This is a genomic window from Pseudomonas sihuiensis, assembly GCF_900106015.1.
Classification (GTDB): Bacteria; Pseudomonadota; Gammaproteobacteria; order Pseudomonadales; family Pseudomonadaceae; genus Aquipseudomonas; species Aquipseudomonas sihuiensis.
The window spans coordinates 3,451,040-3,469,214 of the sequence record NZ_LT629797.1 but is presented as its reverse complement, the minus strand read 5'-3'; the positions used below and the strand labels follow the sequence as shown (position 1 = coordinate 3,469,214).

Here is an 18,175-nt window from a genome sequence, read left to right as displayed (position 1 = left end):
TTTTGCTAGATGCAATTCTTTGCCAGGCCTGTAGGCCCTTTAGGTCGTTGAGGTGTCGCTATGACGGGAGTACTCAAGCCGGGTGTACGGCTGCTGCAGCGTTTCAGTTTTGCCCACAAGTTTCAGCTGGTGTTCCTGTTGTTCGCGCTTCCGCTCGGATACGCGTTGTGGGTCATCAGCAGTGATTACTTGTCGCGTCTGCAGTCCGTGGACTTCGAGGTAGAAGGTGCGCAAGCGCTGGAGCGCATGGCGCAGGTGCAGCATGAACTGATTGCCCAGCGCACCCTGCTGGCGCGTTGGAAAGGCACCGAGAATGCCGCGCAGGCTCTGCTGCAGCAGCGCGAGTCCAGGCTCGACGAGGCCTTGCAGCAGGCCGCCGAGCCGCTGCAGAGCGACCTGATCAGCGATCAGGCGCGCCAGCATTTCCAGGCCCTGCAGGGCGAACGCGACGGCTTGCGAGCTGCAGGGCTGACCAAGGTGGCCCTGCCCGACGCGCTGGAGCGCTACCAGAAGGCACTGCTGTCGCTGATCGCCCTGCGTGAGCAAGTGGCGACCGACAGCACCCTGATTCTCGATCCGCGCCTCGACACCTACCTGATGATGGAGCAGATCACCTACATCATGCCGCGTCTGCTCGAACAGCTCGGCACCTTCGCCGCTCAGGGTCATGGCGCCGTGGTCTCGCAGCATTTCACCCTGCAGAGCCGGGTGCTGATCCGCGACCTGCGCCGCAGCCTCGACGAGCAGCGGGCGCAACTGGTCAAGGCGCAGATCACCCTGTCGCGCGAGGCGCCGCAGGCCATGCGCCAGCTGAGCGCGCCCTTTGACGCCTCGCTCAAGGCATTCGACGACTTCCTCACCCAGATCGACCGCGACATGTTCGAAGCCAGCCCGATGGCGCTCACGCCCGAGCAGTTCGTGCAGCGCGTCGAGGCGCTGGAGAGCCAGCTGCAGGGCCTGCAGCAAGCGCTCTATCAGCAGTTCAGCGCCAGCCTCGGTCATTACCGGCAGCAGGCGCTGCACTCGATGATCGAGGTGATCGGCGCCTTCATCGTGCTGACCCTGCTGGCGATGTACGTGCTGATATGCCTGAACGCCTCGATCCGCATCAGTACCAGCAACATCATCGAAGCCGCGCGTGGTCTGCGTGACGGCGACCTGCGCGTGCGCATGGAGGTCAACGGCCGTGATGACCTGGCCGCCATCGCCCAGGCGCTGAATACTGCGGTCGAGCAGATGCGCGACTCACTGCAGGGCGTCAACCGCGAAAGCCAGCAACTGGACAACACGGTGCAACTGCTCGGTGGTCAGGCGCGTGATGCGCTGGATGCCGTCGAGCAGCAGCAGGCGCAGATGAGTCAGATCGCCACCGCCGCGACGCAGATGGCCGCCACCGCGCAGAGCGTGGCGCAAAGCTGCGAGCAGGCAGCGGTGGAAGCGCAGCAGACCCGCGAGGTGGCGTTGAGCAGCAACCAGCGCAGTGAGCGCACCAGCGCCAGCATGCGCCACCTCAGCAGCCGTCTCGGCGACAGCGCCGCTGCGTTGCAGCAACTGCGTAATCAGACCCAGCAGATCAACCGCGTGGTCGAGGTAATCAAGGGCATTGCCGAGCAGACCAACCTGCTGGCACTCAATGCCGCGATCGAGGCGGCGCGCGCGGGCGAGGCCGGTCGAGGCTTCGCCGTGGTCGCCGACGAAGTGCGCTCGCTGTCCAAGCGCACCCAGGACTCGACCCAGGAAATCGCCCAGACCGTGGACAACCTGCAGCGCGTGGTCGGGCAATCGGTCACCCTGATGGAAGAAGCCTGCAGCCAGGCCGACGGTGATATCGGCAGCGTGTTGGCCATGGGTGATGAACTGCAGAACATCGTCGACTCGGTGCAGCGCGTCAGCGACCGCCTGGCGCAGATCGCCACGGCTGCCGAGCAGCAGGCGGCCACCGCCGATGAGGTCAGTGGCAATATCCAGCAGGTCGATCAGGCCGCCGGACAACTGCTCGATGGCGCCCAGGCCGTGAGCAGCGCCGCCGAGCAATTGCGCCGAGGCAGCGAAGGTTTGGCGCAGAATACTGGACGATTCAGCCTCGAGTGAGGCTGACCGCGGCGGCCAACTCTGCTAAAAACGGATAACAACAAAAGGAGTCGTCAGCATGAAAACCGCCGCAGAAGTTCTTCGCAATAAAGCCCATGCCTACGTTTACAGCGTCGACCGTGAGGATTCCCTGCTCGACGGTTTGCGTGTGCTGGCCGAAAAGGGTGTCGGGGCACTGGTGGTGCTCTCCGGCGGGCGCCTGGTAGGCATCGTCAGCGAGCGTGACTACGTGCGCAAGGTAGCGCTGGCCGAGCGTTCGCTGCTCAACACCAAGATCAGTGAAATCATGACCAGCGACGTCATCAGCGTCGGCCCGCGTGACAGCGTGCAGTACTGCATGGAGCTGATGACCGAGCGCCGCCTGCGTCACCTGCCGGTGCTGGCCGAAGGCGAGCTGATCGGCCTGCTGTCCATCGGTGACCTGGTCAAGGAAACCATTGCCGAACAGGCCGACCTGATCCGCCAGCTGGAGCAGTACATCCGCGGTGAGATTCCCTGAGCGCGTAGCCCGGATGCAATCCGGGGAACGAATGGCACGACTTCCCGGATTGCATCCGGGCTACAGGTGAGCGAAAACCTTGTGGGAGGCGCTTGTCGCGTAGGGCGGGTGCAACCCGCCAACCACCCCTGACGGGCTTGCCCCAGTCCTACGCTATCGCCCGCTTGACGCATGATCCGGCCCCCGGCAGTCTGCCGCCGTTGCCTAACAGGTGCAGGACGCCCGATGCCGCAGATACTCATAGTCGAAGACGAAGCCGCGATTGCCGATACTCTGGTCTATGCCCTGCAGGCCGAAGGCTTCGTCACGCACTGGTCGAGCCTGGGTGGCGAGGCGCTGACACTGCTGGAAAACGGCACGTTCGACCTGGCCATTCTCGATGTCGGCCTGCCTGATATCAGCGGCTTCGAAGTGTGCAAGCGCCTGCGCCGTTTCTCCGAACTACCGGTGATCTTCCTCACCGCACGCAGCGAGGAGATCGACCGTGTGGTGGGCCTGGAAATCGGCGCCGACGACTACGTGGTCAAACCCTTCAGCCCGCGTGAGGTCGCTGCCAGGGTCAAGGCCATCCTCAAGCGCGTGGCGCCGCGTGAAGCACCAGCAGCCAGCGCGCCAAGCACCTTTCAGATCGACGATGCCGCCTTTCGCATTCACTACCATGGCCAGGCCCTGAGCCTGACCCGCCACGAATTTCGCCTGCTGCGCACGCTGCTCGGACAGCCGCGCCGGGTCTATTCGCGCGAGCAATTGCTCGATGCCCTAGGCGTGGCCAGCGAGGCTGGCTACGAGCGCAACATCGACAGCCATATCAAGAGCGTGCGCGCCAAACTGCGCGCCATCGCTCCGAGCGAAGAGCCGATCCAGACCCATCGCGGCCTGGGCTACAGTTTCGAACCGGAGGCCTGAGTCATGCCACTGGGCGTGCGCATCTTCCTCGTCTACTTCCTCTTCGTCGGCCTGGCCGGCTGGTTCGTGCTGAGCACGGTGATGGACGAGATTCGCCCCGGCGTGCGCCAGAGCACCGAGGAAACCCTGGTCGATACCGCCAACCTGCTGGCCGAGATCCTGCGCGACGAGGTCAAGGCCGGCACCCTCGGCCAAGGTCGTCTGCACGAAGCGCTGGAAGCCTATGGCCGGCGCCAGCCGCAGGCCAGCATCTGGGGGCTGACCAAGGCCGAGGTCAACCACCGTATCTACGTCACCGACGACAAGGGCATCGTCCTGCTCGACTCCACAGGCCTGGCGGTCGGCCAGGATTATTCGCGCTGGAACGATGTGCTGCTGACCCTGCGCGGCCAGTACGGCGCCCGCTCGACCCGTGAGGACCCGGACGATCCCGACTCCTCGGTGATGTATGTCGCCGCGCCGATCAAGGACGGCGAGCGAATCATCGGCGTGGTCTCGGTGGCCAAACCCAACCGCACCCTGCAGCCCTATATCGAGCGCTCGCAAACGCGTCTTGGCTGGCTCGGTGCCGGGTTGATCGGCCTTGGCCTGTTGATTGGCGCGGGGCTGTCCTGGTGGCTCAGCGCCGCACTGGGCAAGCTCACTCGCTACGCCCAGGCGGTCAGTGAGGGACAACGTGCCGAGGCACCGAACGTGCGCGGCGGTGAACTGGGGCAACTGGCCAAGGCGGTGGAGCGCATGCGCACCGAGCTGGAAGGCAAGGCCTACGTCGAGCGCTACGTGCACACCCTGACCCACGAGCTGAAGAGCCCGCTGGCGGCCATCCGTGGCGCCGCCGAACTGCTCGACGGTGACATGCCGGCTGAGCAGCGCCAGCGTTTCGTGGCCAATATCCAGCAGGAAAGCGCGCGCCTGCAGAACCTGATCGAACGCCTGCTGCACCTGGCCCAGGTGGAGCAACGCCAGGGGCTGGAAGAACGCGTGGCGGTGCCGCTGGCGCCACTGGTGGACGAACTGCTGCAAGCGCAACAGGCGCGTATCACCGCCGCCAACCTGCAGATCGAACAGGTTGTGCCAGCAGGCCTCAGCCTGCGCGGCGAGCGCTTTCTGCTGCGCCAGGCACTGGCCAATCTGCTGGACAACGCCTTCGACTTCACTCCGCCCGGTGGGCGTATCCGCATCGCCGCCGAGCGCGATGGCGAGCGCGTCGTCCTGCGCCTGTTCAACCAGGGCGAAGTTATCCCTGACTACGCCCTGGCGCGCCTGACCGAACGCTTCTACTCCCTACCGCGCCCCAACGGCGGCCGCAAGAGCACCGGCCTGGGCCTGAACTTCGTGCAGGAAGTGGCCGAGCTGCATGGTGGCGAGTTGCAGATCGGTAATGTCGAAGGCGAGGTGGAAGTGAGCCTGACGCTACCCATCTAGGCTGCGTCTCTCACCGGCCGCCCTGTGGGAGGGGCTTTCGGCTCTGGCATCCTGCTTCGCTCTACCTCCTGCATCCATGCAGTCGCAGCCGCGACGGGCAAAGTACCAATGTCGCCGCTGAAGCGTCTCCCCCCAGCTTTCATGTAGGAGCGGCTTCAGCCGCGAAGCACATCGAGCTGCTTAGGATAGACAGAGCAGTGCGAATTCCTTTTCATCCGCCTTTGGAGTGGTTGTCCGGGCTGCTTGCTGGTGGACGTTGAGCTTCGAGGCCTGCATTCCCGGTACGACTTGCGCTCAATTTTTTGTCGTACGTATGCGTACTGTTGACTGGACTGATCTCGGAGGGCTAAGATGTTTCTCAGCGTGGTAGTACGTGTGCGTACTGTTTTTGGTGATGACAGAGGGAGGGTTCTGAGAATGCGGAAAGTTTATTGGGTTGTGTTGCCATGGGTATGGATGGTGCCAGAGCTCAGCTTCTACTATGAGGCCTCTAGCTCAGGTTTTATGACGCAGTCAAAAGATACATTTGAGGTGAGTTCCTCTCGAAAGATCTTTTTTACGAAGGAGTAATAAATGAAGAAGCGCCTAAGTGAAATCGCTGAGATTAAGGCAGGGCACACCTTTCGAGGTAAAGCAGATGATCCTGATCGCACTGACGGGGTTAGGCTTGTACAGATTAAAGATATAAAGGAGAGGGGTGTTGATGTAGGTGCCCTAGGGTTTGCGGCGTTAAATGGAAGTACGCCATCTAACTTTTTGGTTGAAGGGGATGTTTTGTTTCCGCTTAAAGGTGCTAGGGTTGAAGCCGCAATGTTTCATGGTGGGGGGGAGGATAGTGTGATTACGACAAATCAAGTTGCCGTTATAAAGGCGAATCCTGACTTTGTTTTACCTGGCTATCTAGCTTGGTATATTAATTCGGAAGAAGGTGGGAAAAATATCGCTGGACTTAAGGTCGGGAGTGTTGTTTCGAGTATTGGTTTGAAAGATTTGGCTGGCCTTATTGTTCCTGTTCCGGATAAGAGTATTCAGTTGAAGGTGTTGAGCCTTTATGAGAATTGGCGAGCTAGAAAGGCTTTACTTGAAGAAATGCTTGTTGTTGGAGCTGAACTGTCTGAGCAGGCATGTTTGAGGTTGTTGGTATGAGTATGGTTGATGGGCGGTTTTTTGATAGGCTTGCTGCTGTTTTAAGTAAATTTAGATCAGGTCTGGCTGTTGATTTTTATGAGTGCAGAGACTTTTCGTTATTGATTTATTTTTTTTGCTATCTTTCTCATGAGTCTCGACGGAGAGATGCGAGCTCTGATGGTCTTTTAGCGATTTTTGAGTCTAATAATGCCTCTCTGAAATCAGGGCTTCTGGAGTATTCGTCTGCTTTAGATGAGAAGCTTGATGGCGACTATTTTTTCTCGGATGTTATGTTGAGTTTTTTTAAGGGGTCATTTGACGGTTATGCAGATAACCTTATAAGAAATTTTTGTTTTGATGTTTTTTCGCTTCTCTCTGAAGATGAGGTCTTTGGTTCTGCTGGGGAGTATTTTGAATTTCTAGTTAAGTATTTCTCTGATGGTGGGAGTAAAAAGTCGGGTGATGATTATACTCCTCGTACGTTGGTTGATCTAATGGTCAGCGCCGTTAATCCCCGTAAGGGTGAAAGTGTGTATGATCCTGTCTGCGGGTCTGGTGGCTTTTTAGTTGCTGCAGGTAAGCATGATTTAAATGCTTTTGGTGAGGTTTTGCTAAGCGGTAGGGAGATTAATATTTCTTCAGCCCGAATTGCTAAAATTAACTGTTATCTCCATGGTTTTTATAATGCCTCCATAAAGGTAGAGAGTTCTCTTCGGTTTGTTGAATGTGGAAAGTACGACATAGTTTTAGCAAATCCCCCATTTTCTATGCCTTTCTCCGACTTAGAGGGAATTGACTACAGCTTCTTTGAATTTGGTTTGCCCCCAAAATCTAACGCTGATTATGCTTTCTTGCAGATTGTTATTAAATCTATGAAGGAGAGTGGCCGTGCGGCAGTTGTTGTGCCTCAGGGGGTGCTTTTTAGAGGTGGCGATGAAGGTGAGATTAGGAAGTCAATTATTTTATCCGGCCTGATTGATGCTGTTGTTACGCTGCCGTCAAATATTTTTATAAATACAGCTATTCCTGTCTCAGTTTTGATGCTCAAGGGCTCGGCTATTGAGGCTGAGGGTATTTTTTTTGTGGATGGGGCGGCGGTATATGAGCGCTTGCAAAAAAAGCCTAGCGGAGATCAGGTGTTTGGGAAGGCTGTTCTAGATATTTTTGAAAAAAGAAGGGAGGTTGAGGGAGTTTCTAGATTGGTAGGTTGGGATGTGATTGCAGAGAATAACTATAACCTAAGCTTGGCTAGATATATTTCGCCACTTTCAGCGGAGAAGAGAAGCCTTTCAGAGCTGCTTGATAGGCAGCGTGAAATGCAGAGTCAGCTTGATAGTCTTCTCCATGAGTTTTACGAGATTTTAGATGAATAAAATAGATATTCAGATTAGGTGACTTTCCTCAATGGGGTGATCTATTTAGATTCCATTCCTGCTGAATTCGTTGCTCTGCGCAGTTTAAGTATCCAAGGGGCGCACTGATCGTAAGCTCCTACAGGAGAGGTTGTGGTTCAGGTGTGGATGTTCTGTGCGGCAAGCGCAGCAGTTCCACCTGCCACCAGCTCGGCAGCAGTCTGCGTACTTCGGGGCGGGCGAAGCGGTCGTCGATCAGGTAGAGCACGCCTTGATCTTCGGGCGTGCGGATCACCCGGCCGGCGGCTTGTACGACCTTTTGCAGGCCGGGGTAGAGGTAGGTGTAGTCGTAGCCATTGCCGAACAGGGCGTCCATGCGTTGGCGGATTTCTTCGTTGATCGGGTTGAGCTGGGCCAGGCCGAGGGTGGCGACGAAGGCGCCGATCAGGCGTTCGCCGGGCAGGTCCACGCCTTCGCCGAATACACCGCCGAGCACGGCGAAGCCGATGCCGCGTCCGCCGATCTGGAAGCGCTCGATAAAGCCCTGACGCGCCGCTTCGTCCATCTGCCGGGACTGCGTCCATACCGGGATCTGCGGGTGGTCACGGCGCAGCTCCTGTAGTACCTGTTCCAGATACTGATAGCTGCTGAAAAAGGCCAGGTAGTTGCCGGGGCGTTCGGCGTACTGGCGCGCCATCAATTGGCAGATCGGCGTGAGCGAGGCGTCGCGATGCTGGTAGCGGGTGGACAGGTTACGCACCACCTGCACGTGCAGTTGCTCGGCGCTGAACGGCGAGGCGACGTCCAGGCACTGGGTCTCTTCCGGCAGGCCGAGCAGGTCGAGGTAGTAGTGGCTGGGGCTGAGGGTGGCGGAGAACAGCGTGGCGCTGTGGGCGTCCTCGAAGCGCGGGCCGAGGAAGGGCGCCGGCAGGATATTGCGGATGCACAGGGTCGAGTAGCTGCGACCATTACCCGCCTCGTCGCGATTGATGTCGAACAGCGAGTGCGGGCCGAAGCTTTCTGCCAGGCGGCAGAACAGCATGGCGTCCATATAGAAACTGAGCAGCTCGCCGCCATTGCCTTCGGGCTGGTCGGTGAGCAGGTCGGTGATGGCGCTGACTGCCTTGCCCAGGGCGGCGAGTAGCAAGTCCGGTGCCAGCGGGTAGACCTGATAGGGCACCTCTTGCTCGCGGTGCAGTTGATCCCAGTGGCGGTCGACCCGTTCCAGCACGCTCTTCAGGCGCTTCGGCGCGTCGCGGCACATGGCCTTGAAGCGCGCCTGATCCAGTTCGGCGCTGTACATGCCGCGCCCGCGCTCCACCAGGTTGTGCGCTTCGTCCACCAGCAGGCAGACGCGCCACTGGTTGATCAGGGTGAGGCTGTGCAGCAGCGCGCCGAGATCGAAGTAGTAGTTGTAGTCGCACACCACCACGTCGCTCCAGCGGCACAGCTCCTGGCTCAGGTAGTAGGGGCATACGCCATGGGCGATGGCGATATTGCGCACGGCTTGCTGATCCAGCCAGCGCTCCTTCAGCGCCGCACTGCGCGCCGCCGGCAGGCGGTCGTAGAAGCCCTTGGCCAGCGGGCAGGAGTCGCCATGGCAGGCCTTGCTCGGGTGCTCGCAGGCCTTGTCGCGGGCGACGTGTTCCAGCACGCGCAGCGGGGTGTCCGGTTCGCGTAGGCGTTGCAGGGCATCCAGCGCCAGGCGCCGCCCTGGCGTCTTGGCACTGAGGAAGAACAGGCGGTCGAGCTGCTGGCCGGGCATGGCCTTGAGTTGCGGGAACAGGGTGCCGAGGGTCTTGCCGATGCCAGTGGTGGCCTGCGCCAGCAGGTAGTGGCCGTCGCGCGCGGCGCGATACACGGCTTCGGCCAGTTGCCGCTGGCCGTGGCGAAATTCGCCGTAGGGGAAGCTCAGACTTTCCAGCGCCTGGTTGCGTGCCTGCTGGTGCGCCTGTTCCTGCCGCGCCCAGTGGATGTAGCGGCGGCAGTGCAGGGCGAAGAACTCGCCCAGCGACGCGGCGCTGTGGCGCTCGCGGAACGCCGTTTCCTGCTGGGTCATGACGTTGAAGTAGACAACCGCCAGATCCAGTTCCTCGAAGCCCAGTTCCTGGCACAGCAGCCAGCCGTAGATCTTCACCTGCGCCCAGTGCAGCAAACGGTGGTTGGCCGGGATGCGCGAGATGTCGCCACGGTGGGTCTTGATCTCTTCCAGCAGGCGAAACTCGGGATCGAAACCATCGGCGCGTCCGCTGACCGTCAGCCCCTCGAACTCGCCGATCAGCGGCAACTCGGCCACGTAATCCGGGCCGCGCCGGGCCACCACCGTGGCGTGCCCGGCCATGCCTTCCTGTGCGGTGGGCGAGGGGGTGAAGCGCAGATCGAGGTCACCTTCCTTGGCGGTGAACTCGCACAGCTCGCGCACGGCGATGCGCAGGCTCACTCGGCCCACTCCACGTAGCAGACGCTGACCGGCATGCCGTGTTCGGCGCAGAAGGCCAGCCAGCGTTTCTGGTTGTCCTGCAGGCGGTCGCCGGGGCCTTTCACCTCGATCATCCGGTAGCGCGCCTCACTGGGCCAGAACTGGATCAGGTCAGGCATGCCGGCGCGGTTCTCGCGGATATCGGTCAGCAGGCGGCGGAACCAGGCGGCCAGGTGCGCGGGTGGCAGGCAGGTCAGGGCCTGTTCCAGGCGTTCGGTATCGAGCAGCTCCCAGAACACGAAGGGCGACTGAATGCCGAACTTCTCGGCATGGGTGCGGCGCATGGCCTCGATGTAACTGCCGTCCTCCAGGCGCGCCAGGCAGGCGGCGAACAGCTCACTGCGGCGGGTGTGGAAGTCGGCGCGGTGCAGATCCACCGGGCCGGTGTGGAAGGGGTGGAAGAAGGCGCCGGGCAGCGGGGCGAAGATCGCCTCCCAGCAGAGCAGGCCGAACAGCCCACAGATCAGCGTGTTCTCCACGTAATGTACTGGCGCGTCGGGTTCGCTCAGGTGCATGGCCACGGCCAGCTCGACGCTGGCGGCGCGCGGCAGGCGCAGGTCGAGGCGATCCTCGATCAGCTTCGCCGCCTTGGCCGCAGGTGGTAGGCCGAGGCGTTTGCGCAGACGTGTGCGTGCTCGTTCGGCCAGTTGCGCTTCTTCGGCGTTGTGCGGCGCCGCGATCACCTGCTCGGCCAGTGCTAATGCTTCGGCATCCTGGCCCAGGCGCTCCAGCACGCGGATCTGCCGTTGCCGCGAGCCCACCGCGCGGGTGTCACGGTACAGTGTCAGCGCCGATTCCAGCTCGCCGGCACGTTCCAGATGCTGCGCCAGTTGCAGTAGCAGGCGCTGGTGGCGTTCGCCGATATGCGGGCTGTCGCTGCAGAAATCGCCCAAGTGCTGCAGCACCTCGGTGACCGTCATGCCGACCTCGAAAGCCTCGCGGCAGGCGTGCAGGTGCAAGTAGTCGTCGACGTCCTGGCGGTGGCGAAAACCGCGCGAACCTGGGGTGATCGGCACCTGCTCGTAGCGGAAGATGCCCAGGTCGGCGAGTACGAATTCCGACCAGTCCTGCGCCAGGTTGCCGAAGAACATCAGGCGCAGGCGGTCGCATAGCGGCCCGATGGCCAGGCTCAGCAGACGCTCCTCCATATTCGGGCACCAGTCGGCCAGGCTGCGGGGTTCGATATGCAGCTCACGCAGGTGCTCGAGCACTTCGCTCTTTTTCAGGGTGCCGCGCGGTAGATCGCTTACGAAATGCGCGGCCAGTTCGTCCTTGAGCAGCAGGGCGCCGAGTTCGTCGAAGCTCAGTGCGGCGCAGTCGATCAGCCAGCCCAGTTCCAGCAGCGGAGCGGCAGCGGTCGGGATGTCGCCGATCTCGGCATAGCGCAGTTTGCTGACACGAAAGTGCACGCCCTTGCGCATCACCAGACGTACCAGCAGCGCCTGGGCGGGCAGTGGCACCTGGGGGAAGTCCGCGACGAAGGCGTGTTCGACGTCGTCCATCAGGTCACGGTGATGGGCATCGAGCCAGGCGAGGGCCTTGCGGAAATTGGCCAGGTAATAGAGTTCGGGAGCGTCGAGGCTGAGCATGCTGCGAAGTTTTACTGGTTTTTTATACAGATGCTAGTGCCGTTCACCGGCTGGAGTACTGAGGTGGGCGGAAGGCGAGGGCGGCGTTGTGTTGCTGCGTGTGGCAACTATCTGTCTGATCGATAAGCGCTTTTTCAGGTATCGATGGCGTCGATTGTCACTATCCCGAGATGTGCCTTTTGCCGTTCTGGGGCGTGCGTAACATGGCAACCGTAGCCAGTTACTCACCCCCTCAGGAGAACGAACATGAAAAAGCATATCCTCGCCAGCCTCGTCATCGCCGCCCTGTCCGCCAGTGCTTTTGCCCTGCCGCAGATCAACGCTCAACAGTCCGCAGCCCCTGTAGTCGCTGAAGGTGGCGCAGATCGTGTCGGCGTGAATCGTGTAGCCGAAGGTGGTGCTGACCGCGTGGGCCTGAACCGCGTAGCCGAAGGTGCTGCTGACCGCGTAGGCCTGAACCGTGTAGCCGAGGGTGGTGCTGATCGCGTTGGCCCGAACCGTGTTGCAGAAGGTGGTGCTGATCGCGTTGGTTTGAACCGTGTCGCCGAAGGTGGTGCTGACCGCGTGGGCCTGAACCGCGTAGCCGAAGGTGGTGCCGACCGCGTGGGCCTGAACCGCGTAGCTGAAGGTGGTGCTGACCGCGTTGGTCTGAACCGTGTTGCAGAAGGTGGTGCTGACCGCGTAGGCCTGAACCGCGTAGCTGAAGGTGGTGCAGACCGCGTGGGCCTGAACCGCGTAGCCGAAGATGGTGCCGACCGCGTAGGTGCCAGCCGTATCAGCTGATCCGGATATCCATCACGCGGGAGCAGTCTTATGCCGCATTGCAGTTAGAAAGGGCGCCCTGAATCGGCGCCCTTTCTCTTTCACCCCTTCTCCACACAATCTCCACGCTCGCCCCATACGCCTCCCACCGCCCTTGCCCAGACTCTGCCGTACCTTCACTCGCTACGGAGAGCGTACCATGACCCGCACCCTGGGCTTCAAGCTGGGCGCCATTGCCCTGTTGATTCTGCTGTTGATGATTCCCCTGTTGATGATCGATGGCCTGGTCGATGAGCGCCAAGGCCTGCGCCATGAGGTGCTGCAGGATATCGCCCGCAGCTCCAGCTACCGCCAGCAGATCACCGGGCCGATCCTGGTGCTGCCCTATATCAAGACCACCCATGAGTGGAAGACCAATGAAAAGACCGGTGAGCGCTATAGCGAAGAGCGTCAGCGTCGCGGTCGCCTGTACTTCCTTCCGGAGCGCTTCGTGCTCGAAGGAACGGTTGCTACCGAGCTGCGTGCCCGTGGCATCTATGAAGCGCGCCTGTACCGCAGCGACAGCCTGGTCAGCGGCCAATTTCGCCTGCCGGCGCGCCTGGGGCTGGGCGACGAGCTGGGTTTCTACCGCTTCGAGAAACCCTTTCTCTCGGTCGGCATCAGCGATATCCGCGGCATCAGCAACGACCTGCAACTGCGCCTCAATGGCCAGACCCTGAGCTTCGCGCCGGGCAGTGCTGACGATAACTTCGGTGCCGGCGTGCATGCACCGATTCCGGCCCTGGATACCCAGGGCGGGCAGATTCTCGAGTTCGCTTTCGACCTCAAGCTGCAGGGCACCGAGCAGCTCTCGGTGGTGCCGGTCGGGCGTGATAGCCGGGTCAGCTTGACCTCCGACTGGCCGCACCCGAGCTTCGTCGGTGAATACCTGCCGAGCCGCCGCGAGATCAGCGCCAAGGGTTTTACCGCCGAGTGGCAGACCAGCTTCTTCGCCACCAATCTGGAAGAGGCATTGCGCGACTGCGTGGGCGCTGACCGTTGCCAGGCTTTGTTCGGCCGCAACTTCGGGGTGAGTTTCGTCGACCCGGTGGATCAGTACCTGAAGACCGACCGCGCAATCAAATATGCGCTGCTGTTCATCGCCCTGACTTTCGCCACCTTCTTCCTCTTCGAGGTGCTCAAGCGCCTGGCCGTGCACCCGGTGCAGTACGCATTGGTCGGCCTGTCGCTGGCGCTGTTCTACCTGCTGCTGCTGTCGCTCTCCGAGCATCTGGACTTCGCCCTGGCCTATGCGTTGTCAGCCAGCGCCTGCGTTGGGCTAATCGGTTTCTACGTCAGCTTCGTGCTGCACAGTTGGCGGCGCGGCATGGGCTTTGGCGCTTTGCTGGCAGCGCTGTACGCCATGCTCTATGGCCTGCTCAACGCCGAGGACTACGCCCTGCTGATGGGCTCGCTGCTGGTGTTCGGCGTGCTCGGCAGTGTGATGGTGCTGACCCGCAAACTGGACTGGTACGGCGTCGGCCGCAGCGCTCCGCAAGCCTGATCATGACTGGCGCGGCGTAGACCGCGCCCTTTCGGGCACCTCTAAAAACTACCTGCGTGGTCATCACCGCGTTAAAAACAGGCTCAAAATGCTCATTTACAGCTCGTAAACTCCGCTTTTTCGCCTGTTTTTGCCTTGTGCTGACTGCCTCGCCTACGTTTTTAGAAGTGCCCTCTCTGGAGAGAACCCCATGCGTCTTCTCATGCAGTTTTCTGCCTGCCTTGGCCTCGGTCTGGTGGTGGCGGTGATGATCCTCATCGGCCTGATGTTCTGCGGCTGGTTCAACCTGATCGACGGCCTGTTGCTGACCGGCAAGCCGCTCGCCAGCCCGAGCCTGATGGTGCTGCCGGACGGTTTCTGGAATGCCCTGACCGGTATTCAGGACGCGGCGCAAAACAGCACGTTGCGTTCCTTCCTGTCGCTTTGCGCAGCATTGGGCCAGGTCGGCCTGCTGCTGGCGCTGGGCTTCATGCGCCTGTGGTACCGGGCATGAGCGGGCATATCGGTTTGCGCGAAGAGGCGCGTGCCGGACATCTGCTGGCGCTGCGCATCGCCTGGCTGTTTCGCGATGCCCATCATGGGCAGTGGGCGGGCCGCTGCGTAGACTCGCGGTTCGTTGAACGGGAGTGCTTCAAGGATGAACAAGAGACTAATCATCGCCCTTGGCGGTCTGCTGCTGGCGAGCCTGGCACAGGCCGATGATTGTCGGCAGCAGTTGCCCAGTTGGATCGAGATAGCCCATCCGGGCCATACAGCCAGTCAGGTGCTCGAGGATGAGCGCGGGCGTTACCGGGTGGATGCCGAACAGAGCATCTGCAAGGTTTGGCCGGCGCGGCCTGAGCTGACCTTGATCGCAATGCCACTGGTGCGCGCAGAGCACGACAGTCATGGCGAGGCGGACCTGGAAGTGCTGCTGCTCGATAGCGCCAGGCAACATGTTGTGGCACGGCTGGTGGAGCCCAACCGGCTGGACTGGGATGCGATCTACGTGACCAGGTTGGCCTTCGATACCGCGCCTTATCGCCTGCGTGGAGATGATCTGGCTTTTGGCGTTCGAATCTCGCGCGAGAACAGCTCGCGGGCTAATCCCTTCAGTGAAACGCAGCTGCATTTGTATGAACTGGCGGCCCAGCGCCTTCGACTGCTGCTGGGGGAGTTGCCGGTCGCTTTGTCCTGGGGCGAATGGGATACCAACTGCACCGGAGAGTTCAGCGAAACCAAGGGGGTGGTCATCATCACCGAGCGTATTGGTAACCAAGGCTATCGCGACCTGCGGCTCAAGGACACCCGCGTAGAACGACGCATGGCGCTGGTCGATGGCCAATGCCAGACCATCGAAGAGAGCACGCATCGCTACCAATTGCCCATCGAGTACGACGAGGAGCGTTATCTGCTGCCGATCGAATTGGTTTCCGACCCGCTCTGAAGGCGCTGCGCATGGCCTGGATGCAATCCGGGAGCGGCATAATAGATCACCCCCGGATTGCATCCAGGCTACGAGGTGGCAAGCCAGGTGAATAGCGTTCACTCGGCGCTCGCCCTTACAGGCTGACTGAAATCCCCGCCTGCAGCGTGCGCGGCTCGCCGGGGTAGGGCCAGGCGTTCCAGAAGCGCTCTGCGATGCAGCTAATACCAATGTCTATCTGTCGGTAGGTGCTGGCCTGCTGCTAGTTTGAAGCTGCATCAGAATAACAATAACCGGAGGCGTCTATGACTTCTGAACAAGCAAATGCTGCGGCCTATTGGAAGGCCAATGTGCGGCTCATTACCTGGAGCCTGGTTATCTGGGCGCTGGTTTCCTACGGATTCGCCATGATTCTGCGCCCGATGGTCGCGGGAATCTCCGTCGGCGGTTCCGACCTCGGATTCTGGTTCGCGCAGCAAGGCTCCATCCTCTTCTTTATCGGGCTCATTTTTCACTACGCGTGGAGACTGAACAAACTTGATAAAGAATTTGGCGTCGAGGAGTAAGTGGTCATGAGCCAATTCGTCATCAACATGTTGTTCGTAGGTGCGTCCTTCGCGCTCTACATCGGCATCGCCATCTGGGCGCGTGCCGGCTCCACCAAAGAGTTCTACGTCGCTGGCGGTGGTGTGCATCCGGTCACCAACGGCATGGCGACAGCCGCTGACTGGATGTCCGCTGCATCTTTCATCTCCATGGCGGGCCTGATTGCCGCCGGCGGTTATGCCAACTCCACCTTCCTCATGGGCTGGACCGGCGGCTACGTGCTGCTGGCGATGCTGCTGGCGCCCTACCTGCGCAAGTTCGGCAAGTTCACTGTGCCGGACTTCATCGGTGATCGCTTCTACAGTCGTGGCGCGCGCCTGACTGCGGTGATCTGCCTGGTGATCATCTCCGTGACCTACGTGATCGGTCAGATGGCCGGTGCCGGCGTTGCCTTCTCGCGCTTCCTCGAAGTGAGCAACTCCACCGGTATCTGGATCGCTGCGGCCGTGGTGTTCGCCTACGCCGTATTCGGCGGCATGAAGGGCATCACCTACACCCAGGTCGCGCAGTACGTGGTACTGATCGTGGCCTACACCATCCCGGCGATCTTCATCTCCCTGCAGCTGACCGGTAACCCGATCCCGCCGCTGGGCCTGTTCGGTGACCACGTCGAGTCCGGCGTGCCGCTGTTGCAGAAACTCGATGAAGTGGTGCGTGAGCTGGGCTTCGCTGCCTACACCGCCGATGTCGACAACAAGCTGAACATGGTGCTGTTCACCATGTCGCTGATGATCGGTACGGCCGGTCTGCCGCACGTGATCATTCGCTTCTTCACCGTACCGAAAGTGGCTGATGCGCGTTGGTCCGCTGGCTGGACCCTGATCTTCATCGCCCTGCTGTACCTCACCGCTCCGGCCGTTGCCTCGATGGCACGTCTGAACCTGGTGACCACCATCTATCCGGAAGGCGCTTCTGCTCCGGCGCTGGCCTATGACGAGCGTCCTGAGTGGGTCAAGAACTGGGAGCAAACCGGCCTGATCAAGTGGGAAGACAAGAACGGCGACGGTCGCATCCAGATGTACAACGATGCCGCACCTGCTTTCACCGCCACCGCTCAGGAGCGTGGCTGGAACGGTAACGAGCTGACCGTGAACAACGACATCCTGGTTCTGGCCAACCCGGAGATCGCCAACCTGCCTGGCTGGGTGGTCGGTCTGATCGCGGCGGGCGCCATTGCGGCGGCACTGTCGACGGCGGCTGGTTTGTTGCTGGCAATTTCTTCGGCGATCAGTCATGACCTGATCAAGACCTTGATCAATCCGAAGATCAGCGAGAAGAACGAGATGATGGCAGCGCGGCTATCGATGGCTGCAGCGATTCTGCTGGCGACCTATCTGGGCTTGAATCCACCAGGGTTCGCTGCGCAGGTGGTGGCGTTGGCCTTCGGTATCGCCGCGGCGACCCTGTTCCCGGTGCTGATGATGGGGATCTTCTCCAAGCGCATGAACGACAAGGGTGCGATCTGCGGTATGGTCGCCGGCCTGGTGATCACCCTGCTGTACATCTTCACCTACCTGGGCTGGTTCTTCATTCCGGAGACCAACATGCTGCCCAACACCCCGGACCAGTGGTTCATGGGTATCTCCCCGGCTTCCTTCGGTACCGTCGGTGCGCTGATCAACTTCGCTGTGGCTTACGCCGTATCGCAGGTCACCGCCGCACCGCCGCAGGAAATCCAGGATCTGGTGGAAAGCGTACGTACCCCCAAAGGTGCTGGTGCCGCGCTGAGCCACTAAGCATAATCCTGGCCTGACGCCATCTGTCGATGGTCCAGGGTCTGACAGACGGGCCTCCACTGGAGGCCCGTCTTTTTTCGGGAACAACCATATGTTGTGGACTTTGCTTGCCATCGTGGTGGCGGGGCTCGGCGCTGCCGGTATCGCTCTGCTGCTGCGCAAACTGACGCGTAACAAACTGCCAAAGTGGATCGTGCCGCTGTTCGGTGGTCTGGGGATGCTGGGTTATCAGGTGTTCTACGAGTATTCCTGGTTCGAGCATCAGCAGGCGCGCCAGCCCAAAGAGTCGGTCGTGGTCGCGACCGAAACGGGCCACGTGTTCTGGCGCCCGTGGAGCTACTTCGTACCGATGGTCACCGCCTTCACCGTGCTCGACAGCAAGAGCGTCGTACGTGAGCAGGTAGCGGACGCACCAGTCGCCGAGTTCATGCTCTATCGCTTCGAGAAGCAGCACATCGATCACGTTTCGCACCGAGCCCATCTGCTCAATTGCGCAACCGGCGAGTTGTTGCCGCTGGACGAGAAGAAACAGCCTCAGCTCGCCCAGCTCAAGCGTATCGACAAGGACGACGAACTTTATCGTCAGGTCTGTCGCTAGCGTGCTGTCTTTTCGCTGAGTGCTGCGGCGTGCGGCTGCCTTTAACTGCCGCTGGA

General features: G+C 60.7%; 15 protein-coding genes. 13 read left to right on the top strand and 2 right to left on the bottom strand.

Features of this window, described 5'->3' with window-relative positions; all coding sequences use genetic code 11:
* Positions 1-60 precede the first annotated feature (60 nt).
* The 6 genes from BLT86_RS16405 to BLT86_RS16385 all read left to right on the top strand — a co-directional run bounded on the left by BLT86_RS16405 (position 61) and on the right by BLT86_RS16385 (position 7,422).
* A complete protein-coding gene (locus BLT86_RS16405) occupies positions 61-2,091 on the top strand; it encodes a methyl-accepting chemotaxis protein (protein ID WP_092378139.1) in 2,031 nt (676 codons plus the stop codon).
* A gap of 58 nt (positions 2,092-2,149) precedes the next feature.
* A complete protein-coding gene (locus tag BLT86_RS16400; RefSeq protein WP_017675802.1) occupies positions 2,150-2,590 on the top strand; it encodes a CBS domain-containing protein in 441 nt (146 codons plus the stop codon).
* Between the two features lie 225 nt (positions 2,591-2,815).
* Entirely contained in the window at positions 2,816-3,496 is a 681-nt protein-coding gene (creB, locus tag BLT86_RS16395; RefSeq protein WP_092378137.1) for a two-component system response regulator CreB, read from the top strand.
* A gap of 3 nt (positions 3,497-3,499) precedes the next feature.
* Positions 3,500-4,921 carry a two-component system sensor histidine kinase CreC gene (gene creC, locus BLT86_RS16390; RefSeq protein ID WP_092378134.1) on the top strand — a complete coding sequence of 474 codons (1,422 nt, stop codon included), beginning with the start codon at positions 3,500-3,502 and terminating at the stop codon, positions 4,919-4,921.
* A gap of 573 nt (positions 4,922-5,494) precedes the next feature.
* Positions 5,495-6,067 (top strand): restriction endonuclease subunit S, encoded by a 573-nt coding sequence (locus BLT86_RS25815; RefSeq protein WP_157719686.1) that lies wholly within the window; start codon positions 5,495-5,497, stop codon positions 6,065-6,067.
* The gene (locus BLT86_RS16385; RefSeq protein WP_157719685.1) at positions 6,064-7,422 is read left to right on the top strand and encodes an HsdM family class I SAM-dependent methyltransferase; all 1,359 of its coding nucleotides are present in this window, start codon (positions 6,064-6,066) and stop codon (positions 7,420-7,422) included. Before BLT86_RS25815 ends, BLT86_RS16385 begins: the two co-directional genes overlap by 4 nt.
* Before the next feature lie 118 nt (positions 7,423-7,540).
* Here BLT86_RS16385 and BLT86_RS16380 read toward each other — a convergent pair whose 3' ends face one another.
* Together BLT86_RS16380 and BLT86_RS16375 are read right to left on the bottom strand one after the other, a co-directional pair.
* The gene (locus BLT86_RS16380) at positions 7,541-9,841 is read right to left on the bottom strand and encodes an ATP-dependent DNA helicase (protein ID WP_092378127.1); all 2,301 of its coding nucleotides are present in this window, start codon (positions 9,839-9,841) and stop codon (positions 7,541-7,543) included.
* The gene (locus BLT86_RS16375) at positions 9,838-11,469 is read right to left on the bottom strand and encodes a VRR-NUC domain-containing protein (protein WP_092378125.1); all 1,632 of its coding nucleotides are present in this window, start codon (positions 11,467-11,469) and stop codon (positions 9,838-9,840) included. The genes BLT86_RS16380 and BLT86_RS16375 overlap by 4 nt, the downstream gene beginning before the upstream one ends.
* Before the next feature lie 246 nt (positions 11,470-11,715).
* On the opposite strand from BLT86_RS16375, the gene BLT86_RS16370 reads away from it, so the two are divergent.
* The 7 genes from BLT86_RS16370 to BLT86_RS16340 all read left to right on the top strand — a co-directional run bounded on the left by BLT86_RS16370 (position 11,716) and on the right by BLT86_RS16340 (position 18,119).
* On the top strand, positions 11,716-12,252 hold the full coding sequence (locus tag BLT86_RS16370; RefSeq protein ID WP_092378122.1) for a phage infection protein: 537 nt from the start codon (positions 11,716-11,718) through the stop codon (positions 12,250-12,252).
* A gap of 178 nt (positions 12,253-12,430) precedes the next feature.
* The gene (gene creD, locus BLT86_RS16365) at positions 12,431-13,774 is read left to right on the top strand and encodes a cell envelope integrity protein CreD (protein WP_092378119.1); all 1,344 of its coding nucleotides are present in this window, start codon (positions 12,431-12,433) and stop codon (positions 13,772-13,774) included.
* A gap of 190 nt (positions 13,775-13,964) precedes the next feature.
* Positions 13,965-14,267 carry a hypothetical protein gene (locus tag BLT86_RS16360; RefSeq protein ID WP_092378117.1) on the top strand — a complete coding sequence of 101 codons (303 nt, stop codon included), beginning with the start codon at positions 13,965-13,967 and terminating at the stop codon, positions 14,265-14,267.
* Between the two features lie 144 nt (positions 14,268-14,411).
* Entirely contained in the window at positions 14,412-15,200 is a 789-nt protein-coding gene (locus tag BLT86_RS16355) for a PA3715 family protein (protein WP_092378114.1), read from the top strand.
* 284 nt (positions 15,201-15,484) lie between these two features.
* Positions 15,485-15,745, top strand: coding sequence for a DUF4212 domain-containing protein (locus BLT86_RS16350; protein WP_075750239.1), 261 nt, complete (start codon positions 15,485-15,487; stop codon positions 15,743-15,745).
* 6 nt (positions 15,746-15,751) lie between these two features.
* A complete protein-coding gene (locus tag BLT86_RS16345; RefSeq protein ID WP_075750237.1) occupies positions 15,752-17,521 on the top strand; it encodes a sodium:solute symporter family protein in 1,770 nt (589 codons plus the stop codon).
* Between the two features lie 91 nt (positions 17,522-17,612).
* The gene (locus BLT86_RS16340) at positions 17,613-18,119 is read left to right on the top strand and encodes a hypothetical protein (protein ID WP_092378110.1); all 507 of its coding nucleotides are present in this window, start codon (positions 17,613-17,615) and stop codon (positions 18,117-18,119) included.
* The last annotated feature ends 56 nt before the right edge of the window (positions 18,120-18,175 follow it).